This window comes from Mycobacterium sp. KBS0706 (assembly GCF_005938675.2).
Classification (GTDB): Bacteria; Pseudomonadota; Alphaproteobacteria; order DSM-16000; family Inquilinaceae; genus Inquilinus.
This window is the reverse complement of the sequence record NZ_VCCH02000024.1, coordinates 77,415-98,928: the sequence shown is the minus strand read 5'-3', so window position 1 is coordinate 98,928 and position 21,514 is coordinate 77,415. Positions and strand designations below refer to the sequence as shown.

Here is a 21,514-nt window from a genome sequence, read left to right as displayed (position 1 = left end):
GCGGCTTCGAGCACGAAGGGCTCTTCGTCCGTCTTCTTGCGGCGACCGCCGCGACGGCCACGGCGACGCTTGGCGTCGTCCTCGGCCGGCGGCGCCTCGGGTGCCGCGGCTTCGGCGGGGGCCGGCTCGGCCGGTTCGACGACGGCGGGGGCGGCCTCCTCGACCGGCTCGGCGTGGCTGGCGGCATCGGCAGCCTCGAGCGTGAACGGCTCGGCCGCCTGGTCTGCGCCGTCCTCGGCTTCGTCGCGCGGGTCGTAGCCGAAGCTGCCATCGGCGGCGACCTGCGCGGGCTGGTCCGGATGATGCCCGTCCTCGCCGCGCCGCCGGCCGCGCCGACGCCGGCGGCGACGGCCGCGGCCCTCGCCATCGGCCTGCTGGCCACCGCCGTGATGCTGCGGCTGCTGCGCCGGGCGCTGCTGCTGCGGCTGACGCGCCGGCTCCCGGGCCTCGGCGGCCTCCTCGACCTCTTCCGCCTCGTCCTCGACCTCGTCCGCCTCGTGCTCCAGCGCGGCGTCGGTCTCGGCCATGATCCGGGCGGTGTTGTCGACCGGCGCCGTCGGGGCCGGCAGCTCGGCGCCGCGGGCGCGGGTGCGCTCGATCCGGTGCGCCGGCGGGATCAGGCTGTCATCGGCCTCGATCATCACCCGCACGCCGTAGCGCCGCTCGATATCGGCCAGGGCGTCGCGCTTCTGGTTGAACAGGTACAGCGCCAGGGCGGTGGCGACATGCACGGTGACCTCGGAGGCGCGCTTGCGGATGCCCTCCTCCTCGATCGCGCGCAGCACCGACAGCGCCGCCGAGCCGGTGGTCCGGGTCATGCCCAGCCCGCCGCAATGGGCGCAGGTCTCGAAATGCGTCTCCATCAGGCTCGGGCGCAGCCGCTGGCGCGACAGCTCGAGCAGGCCGAAGGCGCTGATCCGGCCGATCTGGATGCGGGCGCGGTCCTGCCGCATCGCCTCCTTCAGCCGGTGCTCGACCGCCTTGTTGTGGCGGTCGTCCTCCATGTCGATGAAGTCGATGACGATCAGCCCGGCCAGGTCGCGCAGGCGCAGCTGGCGGGCGACCTCGTCGGCGGCCTCCAGATTGGTCTTGTACGCCGTCTCCTCGATGTTCCGCTCGCGGGTCGAGCGGCCGGAGTTGACGTCGATCGAGACCAGCGCCTCGGTCGGGTTGATGACGATGTAGCCGCCGGAGCGCAGCTGCACCACCGGGCTGTGCATCGCATCGATCTGGCCTTCCACGTTGAAGCGGTGGAAGAGCGGGACGTCCTGGTCGAGATACGGCTGGACCTTCTTGGCATGGCTCGGCATGAGCATGCGCATGAAGTCCTTGGCGGTCCGGTAGCCCTCGTCGCCGGCGACCTGGACGTCCTCGATGTCCTTGGAATAGAGGTCGCGGATCGCCCGCTTGATCAGGTCCGCTTCCTCATGGATGGCGCAGGGGGCGGTCGACTGCAGCGTCGTCTGCCGGATCGAATCCCACAGCCGCAGCAGGTAGTCGAGGTCGCGCCGGATCTCCAGCTTGGTCCGCTCCAGACCCGCCGTCCGCAGGATGACCGCCATGCCGTCCGGCACGTCCAGGTCATCCATGATCGCCTTCATCTTCTTGCGATCCTTGGGATTGGCGATCTTCCGGCTGATGCCGCCGCCGCGCGGCGTGTTCGGCATCAAGACGCAGTAGCGGCCGGCCAGCGACAGGTAGGTGGTCAGCGCCGCACCCTTGTTGCCGCGCTCCTCCTTGGTCACCTGCACCAGCATGATCTGCCGGCGCTTGATGACCTCCTGGATCTTGTAGTTGCGGTAGTTCGGCAGCTTCGAGCGGCGGTCGCGGGCCTCCTCGGCTTCGTCGCCGCCCAGAACCTCGGGCTCGTGCTCGCCGCCGTCCTGGCCATTGCCGTTGCCGTTCTCGCCCTCGGCCGTGGCCGGGTCGTCGCCCCGCGGCGATTCGGGCGGGGCCAGCAGCGCGACCGGGCCGCTGTCGCCCTCGGTCGACAGGGTCTCGCCGAAGCTGTCCTCGACGATCGGCTCGCCGGCGATCACCTCGCCCGCCACCGCATCGCCGGCGGCCTCGACCGTCTCGCTCGGGCCGGCCTCGGTTTCGGCGCGGGCCGGGCGGCGGTCACGGCCGCGGCGCCGGCGGGACGCCGGCTCGGCCGGCTTCGCCTCGACGGCCTCGGCCTCGTCGGCCTCCGCGGCCTGGCGGGCCAGCAGCGCCTCGCGGTCGGCGATCGGGATCCGGTAGTAGTCGGGATGGATTTCCGAGAAGGCGAGGAAACCGTGCCGGTTCCCGCCATACTCGACGAAGGCGGCCTGGAGCGAGGGTTCGACCCGCGTCACCTTGGCCAGGTAGATGTTGCCCTTCAGCTGCTTCTTGGCCTCGGTCTCGAAGTCGAATTCCTCGAGCCGATTGCCGTCCAGTACCACCACCCGCGTTTCTTCCGCATGGGTGGCGTCCACCAGCATTCTTTTAGCCATATACAAACCCTGGCGACGCTGCCGTCACCCCGCGCGACCGACGGGGCTGCGGCGCGTCCTTGTCCTGCCGAAACCGCCGGGGGCGCGAACCGTGATCACCCGAGAACGGCGCTTTGCAGCAGGCCAGACGGGAGGGTCCGCGACCACCGGTCCGGCGCGGATGCGCCGGGGCACGGCCTCGAGTTGATCCTCAATGTCGCCCGACATCCGCAGCCGCGCATCGCGTGCCGGCCGTTCGACGTAAGACGTTTCCCGGCGGAAATCGATGTGCCGCCGCGCGATCGACCCGGACACCCGGGGAACCCGGAGATCCGATCGACCGATCGGGCAGACTGTCGCGCCGTCACGATACCGAGGCACCGCAGTCTCGACAATGGGAGATTTCGACAGTCACAGGCGCGCGGGGTCGCAGGGGCCTGACTCGCGGCCGGCGCTATGGTAACAGAGGCTGCCCTGCCCCAAGCGGTCATCAACGGAACACAATCGCGGCCTATCCGCTTTTGCGTCGAGGCCGGCCTCGCGGGCCGCCCATTCATTGCTCCCAAGGTCCGATGCGCCTGATCGGCTGGCTCCTGTCCTCCCTCATCCTCCTGCTCGTCATCGCGGCGGTCGGGGTCTTCGCGGCTGCGAGCTATTTCGGCCGCGACCTGCCGGACACGGCGCAGCTGGCCGAATACGCGCCGCCGATCACCACCCGGCTGCACGCGGCCGACGGCCGGCTGATGGCGGAGTATGCCAGCCAGAACCGGTTGTTCGTACCGTTCGGGGCGATTCCGCCCCTGGTGGCGCAGGCCTTCGTCTCGGCCGAGGACCAGCGCTTCTACGACCATCCGGGCGTCGACCTGCAGGGCATCGCCCGGGCCGGCCTCGCCGCGATCCAGAACTACGCCTCCGGCCGGCGGGTCGAGGGCGCGTCGACCATCACCCAGCAGGTGGCGCGCAACTTCTTCCTGACGCCGGACCGGGCGATCAGCCGCAAGATCCGCGAGGTGCTGCTGGCGCTGCGCATCGAGAGCGCCTTCACCAAGCAGCAGATCCTCGAGCTGTACCTGAACCAGATCTATCTCGGCCGCGGCGCCTATGGCGTGGCGGCGGCGTCGCTGGCCTATTTCAACAAGCCGCTGAAGGACCTGACGGTCTCCGAGGCCGCCTTCCTGGCCGGCCTGCCGAAGGCACCCAGCAGCTACGACCCGAAGACCCGGATGGACGCCGCCGTCAACCGCCGCAACTACGTCCTCGGCCGGTTGCTCGAGGACGGGGCGATCACCAAGGAGCAGGCCGACGCCGCCCGGGCCGAGCCGTTGGTGACCAAGGACCGGCGGCAGATCGAGTTCGTCAGCGCCAACTACTTCGCCGAGGAGGTGCGGCGCGAGCTGCAGCGCCTGTACGGCAACGACGCGCTCTACCAGGGCGGCATGTCGGTGCGCACCTCGCTGGACCCGCATCTGCAGGACCTGGCCGACCAGTCGCTGCGCAACGGCCTGCGCAGCTATGACCAGCGGCATGGCTGGCGCGGTCCGCTGAAGAAAATCGAGGGCTTCGACGACTGGGCCGGGCAGCTCGCCGCGATCGAGCGGCCGGCCGGCGCCGGCGACTGGCAGATGGCGGTCGTTCTCGACGTCGACGCCAAGGCCGCCGACATCGGCTTCTCGGACAAGAGCCGCGGCACCATCCCCTTCGCCGAGATGAAATGGGCCCGGCCGTGGCGGCCGAACCAGACCGTCGGCGCCGATCCCAGGAAGCCGGCCGACGTGCTGGCCAAGGGCGACGTCGTCCTGGTCGAGCCGACCGGCCCGGTGCCGGACGACAAGGCGGTGCCGCAGGAGTTCGGCCTGCGCCAGATCCCGGACGCCCAGGGCGCGCTGGTCGCGCTCGACCCCAACACCGGCCGGGTGCTGGCGATCAGCGGCGGCTACGACTACGCGATGAGCGAATTCGACCGCGGCACCCAGGCGGTGCGGCAGCCGGGGTCGACCTTCAAGCCCTTCGTCTATCTGACGGCGCTGGAGGCCGGCTACACCCCGACGACGATCATCGACGACGCCCCGATCACGATCGATGTCGGCACCACCGACTGGACGCCGGAGAATGACGACCACCGCTTCCTCGGCCCGATGCCGCTGCGTGTCGGCGTCGAGCGGTCGCGCAACCTGATGACGGTGCGGCTGATCCAGGCGGTCGGCCTCGACAAGGTCAAGGCGACGGCGGAGCTGTTCGGCGTCTACAAGGACATGCCGCTCCTGTACTCGATGGCGCTCGGCGCCGGCGCCACCACGCCGCTGCAGATGGCGACCGGCTTCGCCCAGATCGCCAATGGCGGCAAGAAGGTGCTGCCGACCTTCATCGACCGGATCCAGGACCGGACCGGCCGCACCATCTACCGGCACGATGAGCGGCCCTGCGACGGCTGCGGCCAGCCCTGGGCCGACCAGGCGACGCCGGCGATCCCGGACACGCGCGAGCAGATCGCCGACCCGGTCTCGGCCTATCAGATGACCTCGATCCTGCAGGGCGTGGTGCAGCGCGGCACCGCCTCGGCGCTGAACAAGCTGGGCTTCACCCTGGCCGGCAAGACCGGCACCACCAACGACGCCAAGGACGCCTGGTTCGTCGGCTTCTCGCCCGATCTGGTGGTGGCGATCTATGTCGGCTTCGACGACCCGAAGACGCTGGGCGCCCGCGAATGGGGGTCGACCGCGGCGCTGCCGATCTTCCGCGACTTCATGTCCGCGGCGCTGCAGGGCAAGGACGTGCCGCCCTTCCGCATCCCGCCGGGAGTGAATCTGGTGAAGGTCGACCGGCTGAGCGGCCAGCCCGCCTATGGCAGCGGCGACAACACGATCTGGGAGGCGTTCCGCCCCGGCACCGAGCCCGGCACCGGCTATGCCCTCGACCGGCTCGACGGCAGCGGCGGCGCGACCGACCAGGGCGACACCGGCTTCGGCGACAGCGTGCCCGACGCCACGACCGGGACCGGCGGGCTGTACTGAGCGCCGCCGCGGCCTAGATCAAGCGAAGCGATACGCTGAATCCAGGGAGGAACGCATGGCCCTTCGCAAATTCATCATCGAGCGCGACATTCCGGACGTCGGCACGCTGGAGCGCGAGCAGCTGCGCGGCGCCGCGGCCAAGTCGAACGACGCGCTGCGGCAGGTCGGCCCCGACATCCAGTGGGTCGAGAGCTACGTCGCCGACAACAAGACCTTCTGCGTCTACCTCGCCACGGACGAGGCGGCGATCCGCAAGCATGCCGAGATCAGCGGCTTCCCGGCAACCAGGATCACCGAGATCCGCAAGATGATCGACCCGACGACCGAACGGGCCGGCTGACGGGCCACCGGATGGATCTCTCGGGCTTCATCCGGCTGCTCGAAGCCTATCGCGACACCCGCTACCTGTTCGCCGCCGACGGCGCCGGGCATGAGGTGCGGATCGACCGCCGCAACCCGCAGGCCGAGGCCTGGCTGGCCGGCCGTGGTGTGGCCGGTGCCGGCTTCGTCAGCGCCGACAACCCGCGCAGCCGGCTGGCGCCGGCGGCCGAGAACGACGCGGCGAGGCAGCGCTTGGCCGAGGCGGTTCGGCGGCGCGGTTTCGATGCCGTGCCCCACACCGGCGCCGGCCTGGACGGCGCCTGGCCGCCGGAGCAGGGGCTGCTGGTGCTCGGGATGCCGACCGCGGATATCGTGGCCCTGGCCGAGGAGTTCGGCCAGAACGCCATCGTCTGCTTCGCCCCCGGCCGGCCTGCCCGGCTGGTGCCGACGCGGCTACTGGTCGAGGTGCTGAAAGCGGACTGAATCGAGACCGGTGCATTCGGGCCGCGGCGGACGGGATGTCGCGCATCCTCGCGCGATGTGGCCGACGGCAGGGCCCGGCGGGCATCGATGATCCGATCCAGTCGTCCACCTCGAGCAGACGATCGGTGATCTTGACCCGAGGCGGCGCCTCATAGGCGCTGTAAACGAGAGAGGCGGTGAACGAAGGGAAGCGGTCGCCTCCCGTTACGCAAGTCCGCATGCTCTTGCCACCGCCGACGACGGGCCTTTGCGGCGTCGCGATGATCGGGAGCTTTGACAATCCCCGGCGAGGAGTGGTCGATATCAAACGACCGCGGATTCGGGTATCATGAGGACAGTTCAGTTCCGCGATTGATGTCTTGGTCGGCCCTGTGCAAGGGGGCTGCCGTGGAAGAGCGGTTCGTTGCAATTACTGCGCGAGATGGGGTTCCCCGCCCCGCAGACGGCAAGTTTGCCGGCCGATATGGTTGTGCGACGAGGAGGGGACGGCGGCACTGCTTTTATATCGTCTACGCTCTGGCAGTGGCTTGCGCCACTCCGGCCCTCGGCCAATCACCGACAGAGAGCACGCCGCGGATCGGGCTACTGGTCTGGTCGTCCTGTGATGAGCGATCTGTGAAGGCCGAGTTCGGCCCGTTCTTGGACGGGCTTAGCGAGCTCGGATACACACCTGACGAGACTGTCGTTTACGAGTGCCGCAGCGCGCGAGAACACGATCGCGGCTTTGCGACGGCCGCTGCAGCGCTCGTGCAGGTTCCGGTGGATGTGATCGTCACGACCTCGCAGCCGGCAGGGACTGCCGCGCACGCGGTCACCGATACGATGCCGATCGTGACAGTCCTCAGCGGAGACCCGGTGGGTGCAGGTCTGGCACGCAGTCTTGCGAAGCCAGGTGGCAATCTGACCGGGGTCACTTACTACGCCACTGAGCTCTCCGCCAAGCGCCTGGAGTTGCTCAAAGAGACGATCCCGCAGCTCGCCACCGTGGGCGTGCTCGCAAACCCGGAGGTCTCCTACCTGCCGTTTGAGGAGGACACGAAGCGGGCGGCCGACCGGCTCGGCCTCGCAGTTCGGCTTCATCACGTCAGCGAACCCGCCGACATCGCGACCGCATTCGCCAGAATGGAGGCGGAGCATGAGCAAGCCGTTTTCGTGCTGCCGGACGTCATGCTCGCGCACCAAGCGCAGAGAATAGCCGATTTGGCGCTGCAACATCGTTTGCCCACGATGACCTGGGGCAGATGGTACGTCCCAGCCGGCTGCCTGATGGCGTATTCGGCCGATTATGACGCGATGACCCACCGGCTTGCCTACTATGTCGACCGGATCCTGAAAGGGGCGAAGCCTGGCGACCTGCCGATCGAGCAACCGGCGACATTCAAGCTGTTGATCAATCTGCGGACCGCTCAGGCGCTCGGCATCGAGGTGCCTCAGAGCGTACTCCTGTTGGCCGATGAGGTGATTGAATGAGATGGGCTCACGAGCGGCGGGCCCTGATCACCGCGGCATAGTCATGGCCCGCCGCTGGCTCGATCTGCGCCGGTCTCTGTTCCAGAAGTACTTCGCTGTGTCATTCATCGCTGTCGTGGTCCCTATGCTCGCCAGCGGCTTCGGCGATGCATGGTTCGGATATCGCGACCAGCGCGTCATGCTCGATCTTCTGCTGCGGACACAGGCGGCCTCGGCAGCGGCCGCAATCGAGGGCTTCTTTGACCGGATCGAAGACCAATTGGCTTCGACGCTGCAGCAGGACTGGTCGGCCAGCGCCGGGGAGCAGCATCGGCTCGATGCTCTGGGGGTTCTGCGCCGCGTGCCGGCGGTTGTCAGCATCACTCTTGTCGACGGCGACGGCATCGAACGGCTGTTTGTCTCCCGCATCGACCTGAACCGGACAGCAAGTGGCGTCGATCGATCTCGAGATCCCGCCGTCTCCGAAGCCAAGTTGACTGGAGCATCGTACGGTCCCGTCACCTACCGCCGCGACTCCGAGCCATTCATGACCATTGGGCTGGCCGGCAATCGCAAAGTCGCCGGGGTGGCCGTGGCCGAAATCAACCTGAAGCTCGTATGGGATGTCATCTCCGCCATCCGCATCGGAGAGACCGGCCATGCCTTTGCTCTGGATCAACTCGGCCGGATCATCGCCCATCCGGACATCAGCAGGGTGCTTCGCGGGATTGATTACGAGACGTCCTCGGCCATGAACAGGTTGCAGAAGATGATGGACACCGCCGCCGGATCTGCCGTCACCACGAGCAACCTCGAGGGCGAAGCGGTCATGCTCGCCGTGGCGCCCGTCCCGGGCGTGGATTGGACGGTGTTCGTCGAGCAGCCGCTTTCCGAAGCGTTCGCATCGATCCGTTTCGCACTTTGGCGCACGGCCGCGCTACTTCTGGCAGGCGCCATGTTTGCCGCGTCCTTGGCCTATTGGCTTGCCCGGCGGATGACAGGGCCAATCCGGCGGCTGGAAGAGGGTACCGAGCAGATCGGCGCCGGACACCTGGATCACCGGATTGACATCGCCACTGGGGATGAACTCGAGCGCCTGGCGGACCACTTCAACCAGATGGCAGAAGGGCTCAAAGTGTCTCAGGAGCGCTCGGAGAGAATTGCTCGATTGAAGCAGTTCCTCGCGCCCCAGGTCGCCGAACTCGTCGACAAGGCAGGGGACAAGAGCTTGCTTGCCGGCCAACGTGCCGAGGTCGTCGTCGTATTTTGTGATCTGCGCGGGTTTACTGCGTTTTCCGCCCGAGCCGAGCCGCAGGAGATCATGCGAGTATTGGGTGAATATTATGAGGCTCTTGGCTCGGTCATCACCCGATCCGAAGCGACACTGACGACCTTCGCTGGTGACGGGCTGATGGTGCTCATCAACGCGCCGGTACCGTGCGCCGATCCGGCGCTTCGTGCCGTGGACATGGCGGTCGAGATGCAGACCGTTGTTCAGCAGCTTGCAGGCGGCTGGCGGTCACACGGTCACGCCCTCGGCTTCGGTGTCGGTCTGGCCATGGGACCGGCGACGGTCGGTGGGATCGGATATGAGGGCCGCGTGGAGTATACCGCGATCGGCAATGTCGTGAATCTGGCCTCCAGGTTGTGCGCGCTGGCGGAGGACCGGCAGATCCTCGCAGATGCCGTGGTGGCGGAGGCGGTGCGCGGCAGGATTTCTCTGGTCGACCTTGGCGTACGTCAGATCAAAGGTTTTGATGAATCCGTGCCCGTCTATGGTCTCGAACGTCCGCACGGCCAGCGCAACGTCGCATCCTCATTCGATCCCCAGGCCGTCGATGCGATCCGATAGCCGGGCTGCCTCGGCAGACCTCTCGGTTTTCCACGCACCCCGAGGCTGAAGTATCGGAACTCTGAGGATGAGGGCGCAGTGGTGTGATTTGACCAAAAGCGCGGCGCTTTTCTGCCGCGAGGGCCCTGGGTGGTGATCAAACAGGCGTTGCGGCGAAGTCTGCTGCAGTCATCCCGGCCAGGCCGTTCATGGTCGCGTCCGCTTTCGAGAAGCACCGCAACGACTCATCTGCGCTGACGCGTCATGCAACGGGGTCGAACCAAGAGACCGGATTCCGCCCAACCCGGTCTCCCAGGCGGGCTGAGGGATGCCCGAGAGCGGCCATCGCGCCTCGCTCCTGAGAGCGGACATGACCGGATTCGACCCGTTGCGGACCTTCTCCACCAGGCTCATCATCATCCGATGAAGCTAATCTCGATCACTGCGAACCTGCACAGTTTCAAAGGAGAGTTGAACTGGACAGACCCGACCAGGGTTCGCCTCGTGTTTAGCGATGGGAAGTCGCTTCGCGTGCGTGTCGCCTCGGACGGTGAGAGTGTAATCCTCGACGACCTGCCCCTCGACGAACCGTTCGACATGGGAGAATACGGGCGCGTGGAGGTGCATGACTTTCACAACGGGGTTGACCCTCTACTTCTCAGCTCCGAAATCGCGACTTTGAACGCCATCCTTGATGGCGATGGACGAATGATTGGGCTGGCAGTCCAGAGAATTGAAGGCATCGCATTCTGTCTCTGGAATTATGGCGATGAATTGCACTATGGAGAATTCGGTGCATTGCTTGCATACGACTGGGAGCCGCAGGCGAAGCCGATGATTGGGCCGCCTATCATGTTGGAGTAAGTAACGGCCGCTTTCCGCCCCTTCCAGACGGCCGGACCGGCTGCGGGCTACCCGATAGCGGCCATCGCGCTCACCCCGGGTCTGCGGCGCAGCACGCAGTGATGCGCCGCAGACCCGGGATCTCTTCAAGCCTGCATCGAGATCCCATGTCTGCGCAGCAGCGCTTCGCGCCGCAGCGCGCACGGGATGACGGGTCGATGGTCCGCCCCCTCTCAAGCGGTCGCCGGCGCCGGTTCGAACAGCGGCACGAGTTCCATCTCCGGCACCAGCACCAGCCCCTTGTCGGTGATGCGGATCTCCGGGATCACCGACAGCGGGATCAGGTTGAAGCCCATATAGGGGATGGCGCAGCCCGCCTTCTCCCATTCGGCCTTCAGCGCCTTCACCTCCTCCGCCACCTCGGTCACGCGCTTGTCGGACAGCAGCCCCGCGATGGGCAGCGGCACCATCGCCGTCACCCGGCCGTCGCGCACGACGCAGACACCGCCCTGCGCCGCCTCGATCGCCTGCAGCGCCACCTGCATGTCGGCCTCGTTGGTGCCGGCGATGATGTTGTTGTGGCTGTCGTGCCCGACCGAGGAGGCGACGGCGCCCGACTTCAGCGTGAAGCCGGACAGGAGGCCGTGCGCCACGTTGCCGGCCGATTTGCCATGCCGCTCCACCACCGTGACGAAGCACAGGCCGTGCCGGTCGAAATGCGCCTGCCAGTCATTCGCCGGCTCGAGCTCCAGCGTGACATGGCCGAGCGTGATGCCGGGCAGGACCGTCCGGATCGCATGGGCGGTGACGGGGTCGACCGGAAGGTCGGGCGTCAGCTTGACCGCCGCCGGCAGCCGCACGGTGCGGTAGGCCGCCTCCGGATAGCGCCAGCGGGCGGACAGCGCCTGGTCCAGGACCGGGGTGATCCGGCCGCCCTCCACCACCAGCTCGCCGCCGTACCAGGTGTTGACCGGCTTGTGGCCGTCATCCAGCAGCACGAGATCGGCCCGGCGGCCGCCGCCGAAGCCGCCGATCTCGCCATCCTGGCCGAAGCGGGTGGCGCCGTGCAGCGACCCCATCGACCAGGCCTGTGCGGGCGACAGGCCGGCGCGCATCGCCTCGCGCACCACCCAGTCCAGGCCGAAATGCAGCAGGTCCTCGGCGTCGCGATCGTCGGTGCAGACGGCGACGCGCTTGTGCGAGGCGCCGAGCTCGGTGATCGTCTTGATCGCCTCGGGCAGGCTGTGCCAGGGCGTGGTCGGCGGGCCGCCGCGCAGGAACAGCCAGATGCCGGCTTCCAGCATGTCGTCGGCGATGTCGCGGTCGATCGCCTCATGCGTGTCGGTGACGCCGGCGGCGGCATAGGCGGCGACGAACTCCCGGCCATAGACATGGCCGGAGACCGGCCGGCCGCGCTCCAGCGCCGCGGCGAGAATGGCGTGGCTGCGCTCGTCGCCCATCGTCACCGGGACGAAGTCCATCTTCTCGCCCAGCGCCACGGCCTCCGGCCAGCGGTCGAACAGCCCCGCGATCTTCTCGGCCGTCAGGTCGCCGCCGGCGGTCTCGAGGCGCGGCGAGGTGGCCGGCACCGTGCTGGGCACGGTCAGGAAGATCGACAGCGGCGCAGCCCGGGCATCCTCCAGCATCGCCTCGACCCCGGCCACGTCCATGACGTTGCCGATCTCGTGGCTGTCGCAGAAGATCGTGGTGGTGCCGTTCAGCAGCGCCGCCTCGGCATAGGCGCAGGCCGTCACCATGCTGGATTCGATATGGATGTGCGGGTCGACCAGCCCGGGCGCGAGCATGGCGCCTTTCCCGTCATAGACGCGGGCCGATCCGTCGCGGCACGATCCCGCCGGCTTCACCGCGGCGATGCGCCCGCCGGCCACCCAGACCTCGCGGCCCGGCAGGATGCGCTCGGAATAGGTCGACAGCACCCGGACGTCGCGGATCACCAGGTCGGGCGCGGCGCGGCCGGAGGCGGCATCCGCCAGCCGCCGGGTCATGCGGGACAGGGGAGGAACGGAGAAGCGTGTGAGCCCGGACATCTGGTCGGTCTCTCGTTTGCCGCGGGAATCGGGTACCGGCAGCTTATACCAATGGCCTTTGAGATCGACTCTCCAGGCCTTCTTCGTCATGGCGAGGAGCGTAGCGACGTGGCCATCCAGGGGGCCGGTGCCGCTGGATGGCCACGCCCCTTCGGGGCTCGCCATGACGGGTCAATGTTCCGAGCCGCGGGCAGCTTACCAGGAGCGGAGGCCGTTGCAGCGACAGCCAAAGAAAAAGGGCCCCGGAGGGGCCCTTTCCAATTCAGCCTTGTGGCCGCTCGCGGTCAGGCGTGGCCGGCCGGTGCGCCGCGGGTGACGGCGGTCAGCTTGGCCTGGGCCAGCTTCAGCGCCCGCTCGGCCACCGCCTTGTCGCCGGGGGACTTGGCGTCGGCCACGTCCTCCTCGGCGTCGCGCAGCTCCTGCTCGACCTTGCCGCGGTCCAGCGAGGCCACCGGCACCACCTCCTCGGCCAGCACGGTGCAGCGCTCCGGCGTCACCTCGGCGAAGCCGCCGGTGACGAACAGCCGGCTGGAGACGGCGCTGCGCTGCTCATAGACGTCGATCACGCCCGGCTGGACGGTCGACAGCATCGACATGTGCCCCTTCAGCACGCCGAAATAGCCGTCGCCACCGGGGACGACCACCATCTCGACCTGCTGCGCCACGAGCAGCTTCTCGGGCGAGACCAGTTCGAAGGCGAATTTCTCGGCCATGGATGTCCCCGGCAGGATTGGGCGTCAATCGGATCAGGCGGCTTCGGCGAGCTTCTTCGCCTTGGCGATGGCCTGGTCGATCGAGCCGACCATGTAGAACGCCGCCTCCGGCAGGTGGTCGTAGTCGCCGTTGACGATGCCCTTGAAGCCGCGGACCGTCTCCTCGACCGGGACCAGCTCGCCCGGCGTGCCGGTGAACACCTCGGCAACGTGGAAGGGCTGGCTGAAGAAGCGCTGGATCTTCCGGGCGCGGGCCACGGTCAGCTTCTGCTCTTCGGTCAGCTCGTCCATGCCCAGGATGGCGATGATGTCCTGCAGCGCCTTGTATTCCTGCAGCGTGCGCTGCACGGCGCGGGCCACCTCGTAATGCTCCTGGCCGACCACGCGCGGGTCGAGGATGCGCGAGGTCGAGTCGAGCGGGTCCACCGCCGGGTAGATGCCCAGCTCGGAGATCGCGCGGCTCAGCACGGTCGTCGCGTCGAGATGCGAGAACGAGGTCGCCGGCGCCGGGTCGGTCAGGTCGTCGGCGGGCACGTAGATGGCCTGCACCGAGGTGATCGAGCCCTTGTTGGTCGAGGTGATGCGCTCCTGCAGCGCGCCCATGTCGGTCGACAGCGTCGGCTGGTAGCCCACCGCCGACGGGATGCGGCCGAGCAGCGCCGACACCTCGGCGCCCGCCTGGGTGAAGCGGAAGATGTTGTCGACGAAGAACAGCACGTCCTGGCCTTCGACGTCGCGGAAGTACTCGGCCACGGTCAGGCCCGACAGGCCGACGCGGGCGCGCGCACCCGGCGGCTCGTTCATCTGGCCGTAGACCAGCGCCACCTTCGAGTCGCCCTCGAAGTTGATGACCTTGGAGTCGATCATCTCGTGATACAGGTCGTTGCCCTCGCGGGTCCGCTCGCCCACGCCGGCGAAGACCGACACGCCGCCATGCGCCTTGGCGATGTTGTTGATCAGCTCCTGGATGGTCACCGTCTTGCCGACGCCGGCGCCGCCGAACAGGCCGATCTTGCCGCCCTTGGCGTAGGGGCTGATCAGGTCGACGACCTTGATGCCCGTCACCAGCATCTCCGCCTCGGTCGCCTGGTCGACGAAGTCCGGCGCCTGGCGGTGGATCGGCGAGTGCAGCTTGGCGTTGATCGGGCCGCGCTCGTCGATCGGCTCGCCGATCACGTTCATGATGCGGCCGAGCGTCTCCGGGCCGACCGGCACCTGGATGGCGTTGCCGCTGTCCTGGACCTTGTTGCCGCGGACCAGGCCGTCGGTCGAGTCCATGGCGATGCAGCGCACGGTGTTCTCGCCGAGGTGCTGCGCCACCTCGAGCACCAGCTTGCGATCGCCGATCTCGGTGGTCAGGGCGTTCAGAATGGCGGGCAGCTCGCCATCGAACTGGACGTCCACCACGGCGCCCAGAACCTGGCTGATGCGGCCGATGACGTTGCTTGCGGTCTGGGTCTCGACCATGGTGCTCACGCTCCTCGAACTGTCTTCAAGCGATCGGTGGATCAGGGCGCCTTAAACGGCTTCGGCGCCCGAGATGATCTCGATCAGCTCCTTGGTGATGTAGGCCTGGCGGGTCCGGTTGTAGACCAGCGTCAGCCGCTTGATCATGTCGCCGGCGTTGCGCGTCGCATTGTCCATCGCGGTCATCCGCGCGCCCTCCTCGGAGGCCGCGGATTCGAGCAGCGCCTTGTAGATCTGGATCCCCAGGTTGCGCGGCAGCAGCTCCGCCAGGATCTGCTCCTCGCTCGGCTCGAACTCGTAGACGATGTTCGAGGCCGTGTCCTCGGCCACGGCCGGCAGCGCCACGGGCACCAGCTGCTGCACCGTGATGATCTGGGCGATCGCCGACTTGAACTTGTTGTAGACGACCGAGCAGACGTCGAAATCGCCGGCCTCGAACATCGCCAGGATCCGGGTCGCGATCGCATCGGCTTTGGTGAAACCGAGCTTCGGCCGGCTGATGTCGGTCACGCTCTCGACGATCAGGTTGGCGTAATCGCGGCGCAGGCTGTCCCGGGCCTTGCGGCCGATGGTGAACAGCTTCACCGTCCGGCCCTTGCCCTGCAGCTCGCGGATCTGCTTGCGCGTCTCGCGCAGCACCGTGGCGTTGAACGCCCCGGCCAGGCCGCGGTCGGAGGTGATGACCAGCAGCAGGTGCACATCGGTCTTGCCGGTGCCGGCGATCAGCTTCGGGCCCTGGCCCGCGGTCTTGGCGACCGCGGCCAGGCCGGTCAGCATCCGCTCCATCCGGTCGGCATAGGGCCGGCCAGCCTCGGCCTGCTCCTGGGCGCGGCGCAGCTTCGACGCCGCGACCATCTTCATGGCCGCGGTGATCTTCTGCGTCGACTTGACGCTGGCGATCCGGTTCTTGAGGTCCTTCAACGACGGCATGGCGCCCCGCCTTCAATCGATGTGGTGGGAACGACCGCCGCTCAGACGAAGGTCTTGGCGTAGTTCGTGATGAAGCTGGTCAGCTTCTCCTCGTTCGCCGGCGAGATCTGCTTCTCGTTGCGGATGCCTTCGAGGATCGCCTTGCCGTCGTCGCGCAGCGCGTCGAGCAGGCCCTTCTCGAAATCCTGCACCCGGTTGGTCGGGACGGTGTCGAGATGGCCGCGGACGCCGGCGAAGATCGACGCCACCTGCTCCTCGATCGGCAGCGGGCTGAACTGCGGCTGCTTCAGCAGCTCGGTCAGGCGCGCGCCGCGGGCCAGCAGCTTCTGGGTCGAGGCGTCGAGGTCCGACGCGAACTGGGCGAAGGCCTCCATCTCGCGGTACTGCGCGAGCTCGAGCTTGATGCGGCCGGCGACCTGCTTCATCGCCTTGACCTGGGCGGCGGAGCCGACGCGGCTGACCGACAGGCCGACATTGATGGCCGGGCGGACGCCCTTATAGAACAGGCCGGTCTCGAGGAAGATCTGGCCGTCGGTGATCGAGATCACGTTGGTCGGGATGTAGGCCGACACGTCGCCGGCCTGGGTCTCGATGATCGGCAGCGCGGTCAGCGAGCCGTTGCCGTGCTCGTCGTTCATCTTGGCCGCGCGCTCCAGCAGGCGGCTGTGCAGGTAGAACACGTCGCCCGGATAGGCCTCGCGGCCCGGCGGGCGGCGCAGCAGCAGCGACATCTGGCGGTAGGCCACGGCCTGCTTGGACAGATCGTCATAGATGATCAGCCCGTGCATGCCGTTGTCGCGGAAGAACTCGCCCATCGCGGCGCCGGTGTAGGGCGCCAGGAACTGCAGCGGCGCCGGCTCGGACGCGGTGGCGGCGACGACGATGGTGTATTCCAGCGCGCCGTATTCCTCGAGCGTCTTGACGATCTGGGCGACCGTCGAGCGCTTCTGGCCGACCGCGACGTAGATGCAATAGAGCTTCTGGCTCTCGTCGCCGGACTTGTTGATCTCGCGCTGGTTCAGGATGGTGTCGATGGCGACGGCGGTCTTGCCGGTCTGGCGGTCGCCGATGATCAGCTCGCGCTGGCCGCGGCCGACCGGGGTCAGCGCGTCGATCGACTTCAGGCCGGTCTGCATCGGCTCATGCACCGACTTGCGCGGGATGATGCCCGGGGCCTTGACCTCGACGCGGCTCATCTTCGCGTCCTGGATCGGGCCCTTGCCGTCGATCGGGTTGCCCAGGGCGTCGACCACGCGGCCCAGCAGGCCGCGGCCGACCGGAACCTCGACGATGGCGCCGGTGCGCTTGACCGTGTCGCCTTCCTTGATGTCGCGGTCCTCGCCGAAGATCACGATACCGACATTGTCGGTCTCGAGGTTCAGCGCCATGCCCTTGATGCCGCCCGGGAACTCGACCATCTCGCCGGCCTGGACGTTGTCCAGCCCGTAGACGCGGGCGACGCCGTCACCGACCGACAGGACCTGGCCGACCTCGGCAACGTCGGCCTCGGTCCCGAAATTGGCGATCTGGTCCTTGATGATCGCAGAGATTTCGGCGGCACGGATGTCCATCAGACGGTCCCCTTCATCGCGAGCTGCAGCTTGGCCAGTTTCGTGCGCAGGGAGCTGTCGACCATGCGCGAGCCGACTTTGACGATCATCCCGCCGAGCAAAGCGGGATCGATTTTGACATTGACCTGGACCTTGGCGCCCATGGCCTTCTTGAGCTGGTCGACCAGCGCCTCGGTCTGCCGGTCGCTCAGCGCCGTGGCGGCGGTGACCTCGGCGGTGACCTCGCCGCGGCGGCGGGCCAGCTCGGCCAGGAACGCGTCGATCATGGCGTCGAGGGCGAACAGGCGGCGGTTGCGTGCCACCAGGCCGATGAAGCGCCGCACCAGGTCGGACACGCCGGCCTTCTCCAGCACCGCGGCCATCGCCTTGCCCTGCGCGTCGCGCGACAGGAGCGGGCTGCGGACCAGACGACGCAGATCCTCGCTTTCGGCCAGGGCGGTCTTCAGGCCGCGCAGGTCGTCCGCGGTCTGGTCGAGCGCCTTGCCCTCGTCGGCGAGTGCGTAGAGCGCCGTCGCGTAGCTGGATGCGAGGCCGGAAATCCCTGAGCCTGTGGCTGCCACCGATCGTCCCTCGATCGTTTGTTGTCGATCGTGGCAGGAGGCCACGACCGCCGACTGTTCGGGGGGCTCTATCGCACAACAGAGGGCTGTCCGAGGCCCACCCCTTACGCTCGGCGCGCCGTCATCTAACATAGCGGTAGGGGGTGCGCAACCGGCATCCGGGCGGGTTTTTTATGGCGCGGCGCCGGATATAGACTGGCGCGAGCGATTCGCATCCTCCGGAGGCCACAATGCCGCACGACCATCCGCGCGGGCCCGACGCCGGCCACGATCACGCGGCGCATGATCACGGGCCGGGCCATGCTCACCATCACGGTATGCCGGCAGGGGCGGATGGCGAGCGGCGGCTGCTGATCGCGCTGGCCATCACCGCCGGCTTCATGCTGGTCGAGGCGGCGGGCGGCTGGATCGCCAATTCCCTGGCCCTGCTGGCCGATGCCGGGCACATGCTGACCGATGCCGCGGCGCTGGCCCTGGCCTGGCTGGCGGCGCGGATGGCGCGGCGGCCGCGCGACGCTCGGCGCAGCTACGGCTACGGCCGGGTGCAGGTGCTGGCCGCCTTTGCCAACGGCATCGTGCTGCTGGCCGTGGTCGTCGCCATCGTGGTCGAGGCCGCCGGCCGGCTGGCCGCGCCGGCGCCGGTCGAAGGCGGGCTGATGATCGGCGTCGCCGCGGCCGGGCTGGTCGCCAACATCGTCGCCTTCCGGGTGCTGCAGGGCGGCGACCGCGGCAATCTGAACCTGCGCGGCGCCGCGCTGCACGTGATGGGCGACCTGCTCGGCTCGGTCGGCGCGCTGGCCGCCGGCGCCGTGATCCTCTTGACCGGCTGGACGCCGATCGACCCGATCCTGTCGGTCCTGGTGTCGCTGCTGGTGCTGCGCAGCGCCTGGGCGATCCTGCGCGAATCCGGCCATGTGCTGGTGGAAGGGTCGCCCGGCGGGATCGACGAGGCGGCGCTGAGCGCGGCGATCCTGGCCGAGGTGCATGAGGTCATCGACGTCCACCACGTCCACGCCTGGACCCTGACCCCGGACCGGCCGCTGGTGACCTTGCACGCCCGGCTGCGCGAGGGCGCCGATTCCGACCAGGCGATCGGCGCGGTGACCCGCCTGCTGCGCGATCGCTTCGGCGTCGACCATGCCACGGTGCAGGCCGAATTCGAGGTCTGCGCCGACGCCGAAACCGCCCCGCGACATTAAGCGAAACCCGTCGCGACGGAAAAACGCAATCGCCAGTTCACCTTTTTGCCGGGAAGCGGTAATTATTCGACATAATACCTGTGCATTTGATGTCGCCCATGGCCCGGATGTCCCGGGCGGCGGGCCCGGAAAGGTGACGATGGGGCATAATGGAGCTCTCGCCCGCGACGCGGACCCGATGTCGATCTGCCGCAACGTGACGGTTGCCGGACGACGCACCAGCGTCCGCATGGAGGTCGTGTTCTGGGACGGGCTGATGGAGATCTGCGCGCGCGAGCAGATCGGTCTGAACGAGATCTGTACCCGCATCGACGCCGCCCGCAAGGGCAGCGGCCTGACCGGGGCGCTGCGGGTCTTCGTCCTATGCTATTTTCGAGAGCTGACGCGCCGGCCGGCGCCGGTGCAGCCGCCGGTTCATGCCTCGGTCCAGACCCCGCCGGCGCTGCTGGTCGCGGCGCTGGAAGGCGTGATCGGGGCCCGCGCCTAGGAGCGAGCCGGGCGGCCGGGCTCTAGGCGAGGCCGTCCCAGTTCAGCCGCTCCACCGCGGCCACAGGCCGCAGCCGGTGCCGTTCGGCGGCGGCGGCCAGCTTGTGCGCATCCGGCTGGCCGCTGGCGCCGTGGCGCAGCTCGGCGCCATGGATGCCGCCGATCACGAACAGCCCGTCGATCCCGGCCGCCGCCGCGCCGGCCATGTCGGTGTGGAAGCTGTCGCCGACCGCCAGCACACGCGCCGGGTCGGGCCGGCCCAGCAGCTCGAAGCAGCGGCGATAGACCGGCGGGTGCGGCTTGCCGTGGTAGTACACTTGGCCGCCCAACGTCTCGTAGTGCTGGGCCAGGGCGCCGGCGCAGATCTGCATCCGGCCGCCGACGATGACGACGATGTCCGGGTTGGCGCAGATCATCGGCAGCCGGCGCGCCGCCGCGGCCTCCAGCAGCGGCGCATGGTCCTCGACCCGCTCCTCCGGATCGTCGATGCCGGTGTTCAGGACGAACTCGGCATCGGCCACATCGTCGACGCGGACGACGTCGTCGACGCCCTCATAGACGTCGGCGTCGCGGCTGGGGCCGAGATGCAGGAAGCGCTCGCCCAGCGCCTGGTGGAAGTCGTCGTCGCGCGCCGCCAGCGCCAGATGCGCCGCCTCGCCCGAGGACAGGATGGCGTCCCAGCATTCCTCCGGCACGCCGATCTGGGCCAGGCGCTGGGTCACTGACCCGACCCGGCGCGGCGCGTTCGACAGCAGGCACACCTGCTTGCCCTCGCCGCGCAGCCGCTGCAGGCAGTCGATCACGCCGGGATAGGGCGTGACCCCGTCATGCACTACGCCCCACAGGTCGACGATGAAGGCGTCGTAGCGGTCGCGGATCGCGGCGATGCCGTCGAGGATCGGAATGTTCTCGGTCATCCGTGCTGGCCTGTTCGTCCCATTCCGGTCTGGCCCGGGGCGGCGCCATCGGCACCGCCCCGGAAAGGCTTATGCCGTCTGCAGATCTTCGCCCTGACCCTTCAGCTTCGCCGCCAGCGAAGCCTCGAGGAACTGGTCGATGTCGCCGTCCAGCACCGCGGAGGAGGCGCTGGTCTCCACGCCGGTGCGCAGGTCCTTCACCATCTGGTAGGGCTGCAGCACATAGCTGCGGATCTGGTGGCCCCAGCCGATGTCAGTCTTCTCGGCGTTCAGCGCGTCGGCCTGGGCCTCGCGGATCTTCAGCTCGCGCTCGTACAGGCGGGCGCGCAGCATGTCCATCGCCATGGCCCGGTTGCGGTGCTGCGACCGGTCGTTCTGGCAGGCGACGATGACGCCGGTCGGGATGTGGGTGATCCGGATCGCCGAATCCGTCTTGTTCACATGCTGGCCGCCGGCGCCGGAGGCCCGGTAGGTGTCGACCTTCAGATCCTTGTCCAGGATCGTGATCTCGATCGTATCATCGACCACCGGCGACACCGAGGCCGAGGCGAAGCTGGTGTGCCGCCGCGCCGCGCTGTCATAGGGGCTGATCCGGACCAGGCGGTGCACGCCCGATTCGGTCTTCAGCCAGCCATAGGCGTTGTGGCCCTTGATCAGCACCGTCGCCGACTTGATCCCGGCCTCTTCGCCCGGGCTCTCCTCCAGCCATTCGACCTTGAAGCCGTGCTGCTCGGCCCAGCGCACATACATGCGCAGCAGCATCTGGCCCCAATCCTGGGCCTCGGTGCCGCCGGCGCCGGCATTGACCTCGAGATAGCAGTCATTGCCGTCGGCTTCGCCGGCCAGCAGGCTCTCCAGCTGCTTCTTCGCCACCCGCTGGGCCAGCTGGCCCAGCTGGGCCTCGGCGTCGGCCAGCACCTCGGCATCGTCCTCGGCCTCGGCCAGCTCGATCAGGCCGACGGTGTCGTCGAACTCGCCGGCCAGGGCCTTGTAGCCGCCGATGGCGTCATCGAGATGGGTGCGCTCGCGCAGCAGGGTCTGCGCCTTCTCCGGGCTGTCCCAGAGCTTCGGATCCTCGGCGAGGGCGTTCAGCTCGTCCAGTCGTCTGAGTGCGTTATCCCAGTCAAAGAGACCTCCTCAGCAGCGCGAGCGACTGCTTGATCTCTTGGGCCTTGGCTTCCGTCTCGGCGCGCATCGGTGCGCTCCTCTCCAATTCGGTCCGTCCACGGGGT

At 68.2% G+C, this 21,514-nt stretch carries 17 protein-coding genes; 8 read left to right on the top strand and 9 right to left on the bottom strand.

The window, feature by feature from the left end; all coding sequences use genetic code 11:
* A partial coding sequence (locus FFK22_RS15565) for a ribonuclease E/G (protein ID WP_221938622.1) occupies window positions 1-2,462 on the bottom strand: 2,462 nt, incomplete at its 3' end.
* Window positions 2,463-3,025: 563 nt separating this feature from the next.
* Here FFK22_RS15565 and FFK22_RS15560 point away from each other — a divergent pair.
* The 6 genes from FFK22_RS15560 (at window position 3,026) to FFK22_RS15535 (ending at window position 10,412) form a co-directional block, all read left to right on the top strand.
* Window positions 3,026-5,464, top strand: a complete 2,439-nt coding sequence (locus FFK22_RS15560) for a penicillin-binding protein 1A (RefSeq protein ID WP_138885684.1) — start codon at window positions 3,026-3,028, stop codon at window positions 5,462-5,464.
* A 55-nt stretch (window positions 5,465-5,519) separates the two neighbouring features.
* Entirely contained in the window at window positions 5,520-5,804 is a 285-nt protein-coding gene (locus FFK22_RS15555; RefSeq protein ID WP_138885683.1) for a DUF4242 domain-containing protein, read from the top strand.
* An 11-nt stretch (window positions 5,805-5,815) separates the two neighbouring features.
* Window positions 5,816-6,268 (top strand): DUF3293 domain-containing protein, encoded by a 453-nt coding sequence (locus tag FFK22_RS15550; protein ID WP_138885682.1) that lies wholly within the window; start codon window positions 5,816-5,818, stop codon window positions 6,266-6,268.
* A 615-nt stretch (window positions 6,269-6,883) separates the two neighbouring features.
* Window positions 6,884-7,738, top strand: coding sequence for an ABC transporter substrate-binding protein (locus tag FFK22_RS15545; protein WP_221938621.1), 855 nt, complete (start codon window positions 6,884-6,886; stop codon window positions 7,736-7,738).
* Window positions 7,739-7,781: 43 nt separating this feature from the next.
* Window positions 7,782-9,569 (top strand): cache domain-containing protein, encoded by a 1,788-nt coding sequence (locus FFK22_RS15540; RefSeq protein WP_138885680.1) that lies wholly within the window; start codon window positions 7,782-7,784, stop codon window positions 9,567-9,569.
* Window positions 9,570-9,971: 402 nt separating this feature from the next.
* Window positions 9,972-10,412: a hypothetical protein gene (locus FFK22_RS15535; RefSeq protein WP_143956822.1), complete on the top strand. Its 441-nt coding sequence runs from the start codon at window positions 9,972-9,974 to the stop codon at window positions 10,410-10,412.
* A gap of 212 nt (window positions 10,413-10,624) precedes the next feature.
* On the opposite strand, the gene FFK22_RS15530 is transcribed toward FFK22_RS15535, so the two are convergent.
* From FFK22_RS15530 to FFK22_RS15505, 6 genes are all read right to left on the bottom strand, one after another.
* Window positions 10,625-12,439 (bottom strand): adenine deaminase, encoded by a 1,815-nt coding sequence (locus tag FFK22_RS15530; protein ID WP_138885678.1) that lies wholly within the window; start codon window positions 12,437-12,439, stop codon window positions 10,625-10,627.
* Window positions 12,440-12,723: 284 nt separating this feature from the next.
* Window positions 12,724-13,152: a F0F1 ATP synthase subunit epsilon gene (locus FFK22_RS15525; RefSeq protein ID WP_138885677.1), complete on the bottom strand. Its 429-nt coding sequence runs from the start codon at window positions 13,150-13,152 to the stop codon at window positions 12,724-12,726.
* A gap of 33 nt (window positions 13,153-13,185) precedes the next feature.
* Complete coding sequence (gene atpD / locus FFK22_RS15520; protein ID WP_138885676.1) at window positions 13,186-14,619, bottom strand: F0F1 ATP synthase subunit beta; 1,434 nt, start codon at window positions 14,617-14,619, stop codon at window positions 13,186-13,188.
* A 51-nt stretch (window positions 14,620-14,670) separates the two neighbouring features.
* Window positions 14,671-15,549, bottom strand: a complete 879-nt coding sequence (locus FFK22_RS15515) for a F0F1 ATP synthase subunit gamma (protein ID WP_138885675.1) — start codon at window positions 15,547-15,549, stop codon at window positions 14,671-14,673.
* A gap of 41 nt (window positions 15,550-15,590) precedes the next feature.
* Entirely contained in the window at window positions 15,591-17,120 is a 1,530-nt protein-coding gene (gene atpA, locus FFK22_RS15510) for a F0F1 ATP synthase subunit alpha (RefSeq protein WP_138885674.1), read from the bottom strand.
* Window positions 17,120-17,680 (bottom strand): F0F1 ATP synthase subunit delta, encoded by a 561-nt coding sequence (locus tag FFK22_RS15505; protein WP_138885673.1) that lies wholly within the window; start codon window positions 17,678-17,680, stop codon window positions 17,120-17,122. The genes atpA and FFK22_RS15505 overlap by 1 nt, the downstream gene beginning before the upstream one ends.
* Window positions 17,681-17,910: 230 nt before the next feature.
* Between FFK22_RS15505 and FFK22_RS15500 the strand changes: the two genes are divergently transcribed.
* A complete protein-coding gene (locus FFK22_RS15500) occupies window positions 17,911-18,879 on the top strand; it encodes a cation diffusion facilitator family transporter (RefSeq protein ID WP_221938620.1) in 969 nt (322 codons plus the stop codon).
* A 139-nt stretch (window positions 18,880-19,018) separates the two neighbouring features.
* A complete protein-coding gene (locus tag FFK22_RS42970; RefSeq protein WP_186002480.1) occupies window positions 19,019-19,366 on the top strand; it encodes a ribbon-helix-helix domain-containing protein in 348 nt (115 codons plus the stop codon).
* Window positions 19,367-19,388: 22 nt separating this feature from the next.
* Here the strand turns inward: FFK22_RS42970 and FFK22_RS15490 are convergent, their stop codons facing one another.
* Complete coding sequence (locus FFK22_RS15490; protein ID WP_138885671.1) at window positions 19,389-20,282, bottom strand: TIGR01459 family HAD-type hydrolase; 894 nt, start codon at window positions 20,280-20,282, stop codon at window positions 19,389-19,391.
* Window positions 20,283-20,351: 69 nt separating this feature from the next.
* Window positions 20,352-21,477 (bottom strand): peptide chain release factor 2 gene (gene prfB, locus FFK22_RS15485; RefSeq protein WP_138885670.1). Its coding sequence is split into 2 segments (ribosomal slippage): window positions 20,352-21,407 and window positions 21,409-21,477, totalling 1,125 coding nucleotides; the frame shifts between segments, so codons are not numbered across the junction.
* Window positions 21,478-21,514: the final 37 nt, after the last annotated feature.

Excerpts from the sequence above, each read along its gene's own strand:
- FFK22_RS15500 (WP_221938620.1), top strand. The coding sequence starts at position 17,911 with ATGCCGCACGACCATCCGCGCGGGCCCGACGCCGGCCACGATCACGCG.
- FFK22_RS15530 (WP_138885678.1), bottom strand. The coding sequence starts at position 12,439 with ATGTCCGGGCTCACACGCTTCTCCGTTCCTCCCCTGTCCCGCATGACC.
- FFK22_RS15515 (WP_138885675.1), bottom strand. The coding sequence starts at position 15,549 with ATGCCGTCGTTGAAGGACCTCAAGAACCGGATCGCCAGCGTCAAGTCG.
- FFK22_RS15540 (WP_138885680.1), top strand. The coding sequence starts at position 7,782 with ATGGCCCGCCGCTGGCTCGATCTGCGCCGGTCTCTGTTCCAGAAGTAC.
- atpD (WP_138885676.1), bottom strand. The coding sequence starts at position 14,619 with ATGGTCGAGACCCAGACCGCAAGCAACGTCATCGGCCGCATCAGCCAG.
- FFK22_RS15525 (WP_138885677.1), bottom strand. The coding sequence starts at position 13,152 with ATGGCCGAGAAATTCGCCTTCGAACTGGTCTCGCCCGAGAAGCTGCTC.
- atpA (WP_138885674.1), bottom strand. The coding sequence starts at position 17,120 with ATGGACATCCGTGCCGCCGAAATCTCTGCGATCATCAAGGACCAGATC.
- FFK22_RS15490 (WP_138885671.1), bottom strand. The coding sequence starts at position 20,282 with ATGACCGAGAACATTCCGATCCTCGACGGCATCGCCGCGATCCGCGAC.
- FFK22_RS15555 (WP_138885683.1), top strand. The coding sequence starts at position 5,520 with ATGGCCCTTCGCAAATTCATCATCGAGCGCGACATTCCGGACGTCGGC.
- FFK22_RS15560 (WP_138885684.1), top strand. The coding sequence starts at position 3,026 with ATGCGCCTGATCGGCTGGCTCCTGTCCTCCCTCATCCTCCTGCTCGTC.
- FFK22_RS15535 (WP_143956822.1), top strand. The coding sequence starts at position 9,972 with ATGAAGCTAATCTCGATCACTGCGAACCTGCACAGTTTCAAAGGAGAG.
- FFK22_RS15550 (WP_138885682.1), top strand. The coding sequence starts at position 5,816 with ATGGATCTCTCGGGCTTCATCCGGCTGCTCGAAGCCTATCGCGACACC.
- FFK22_RS42970 (WP_186002480.1), top strand. The coding sequence starts at position 19,019 with ATGGGGCATAATGGAGCTCTCGCCCGCGACGCGGACCCGATGTCGATC.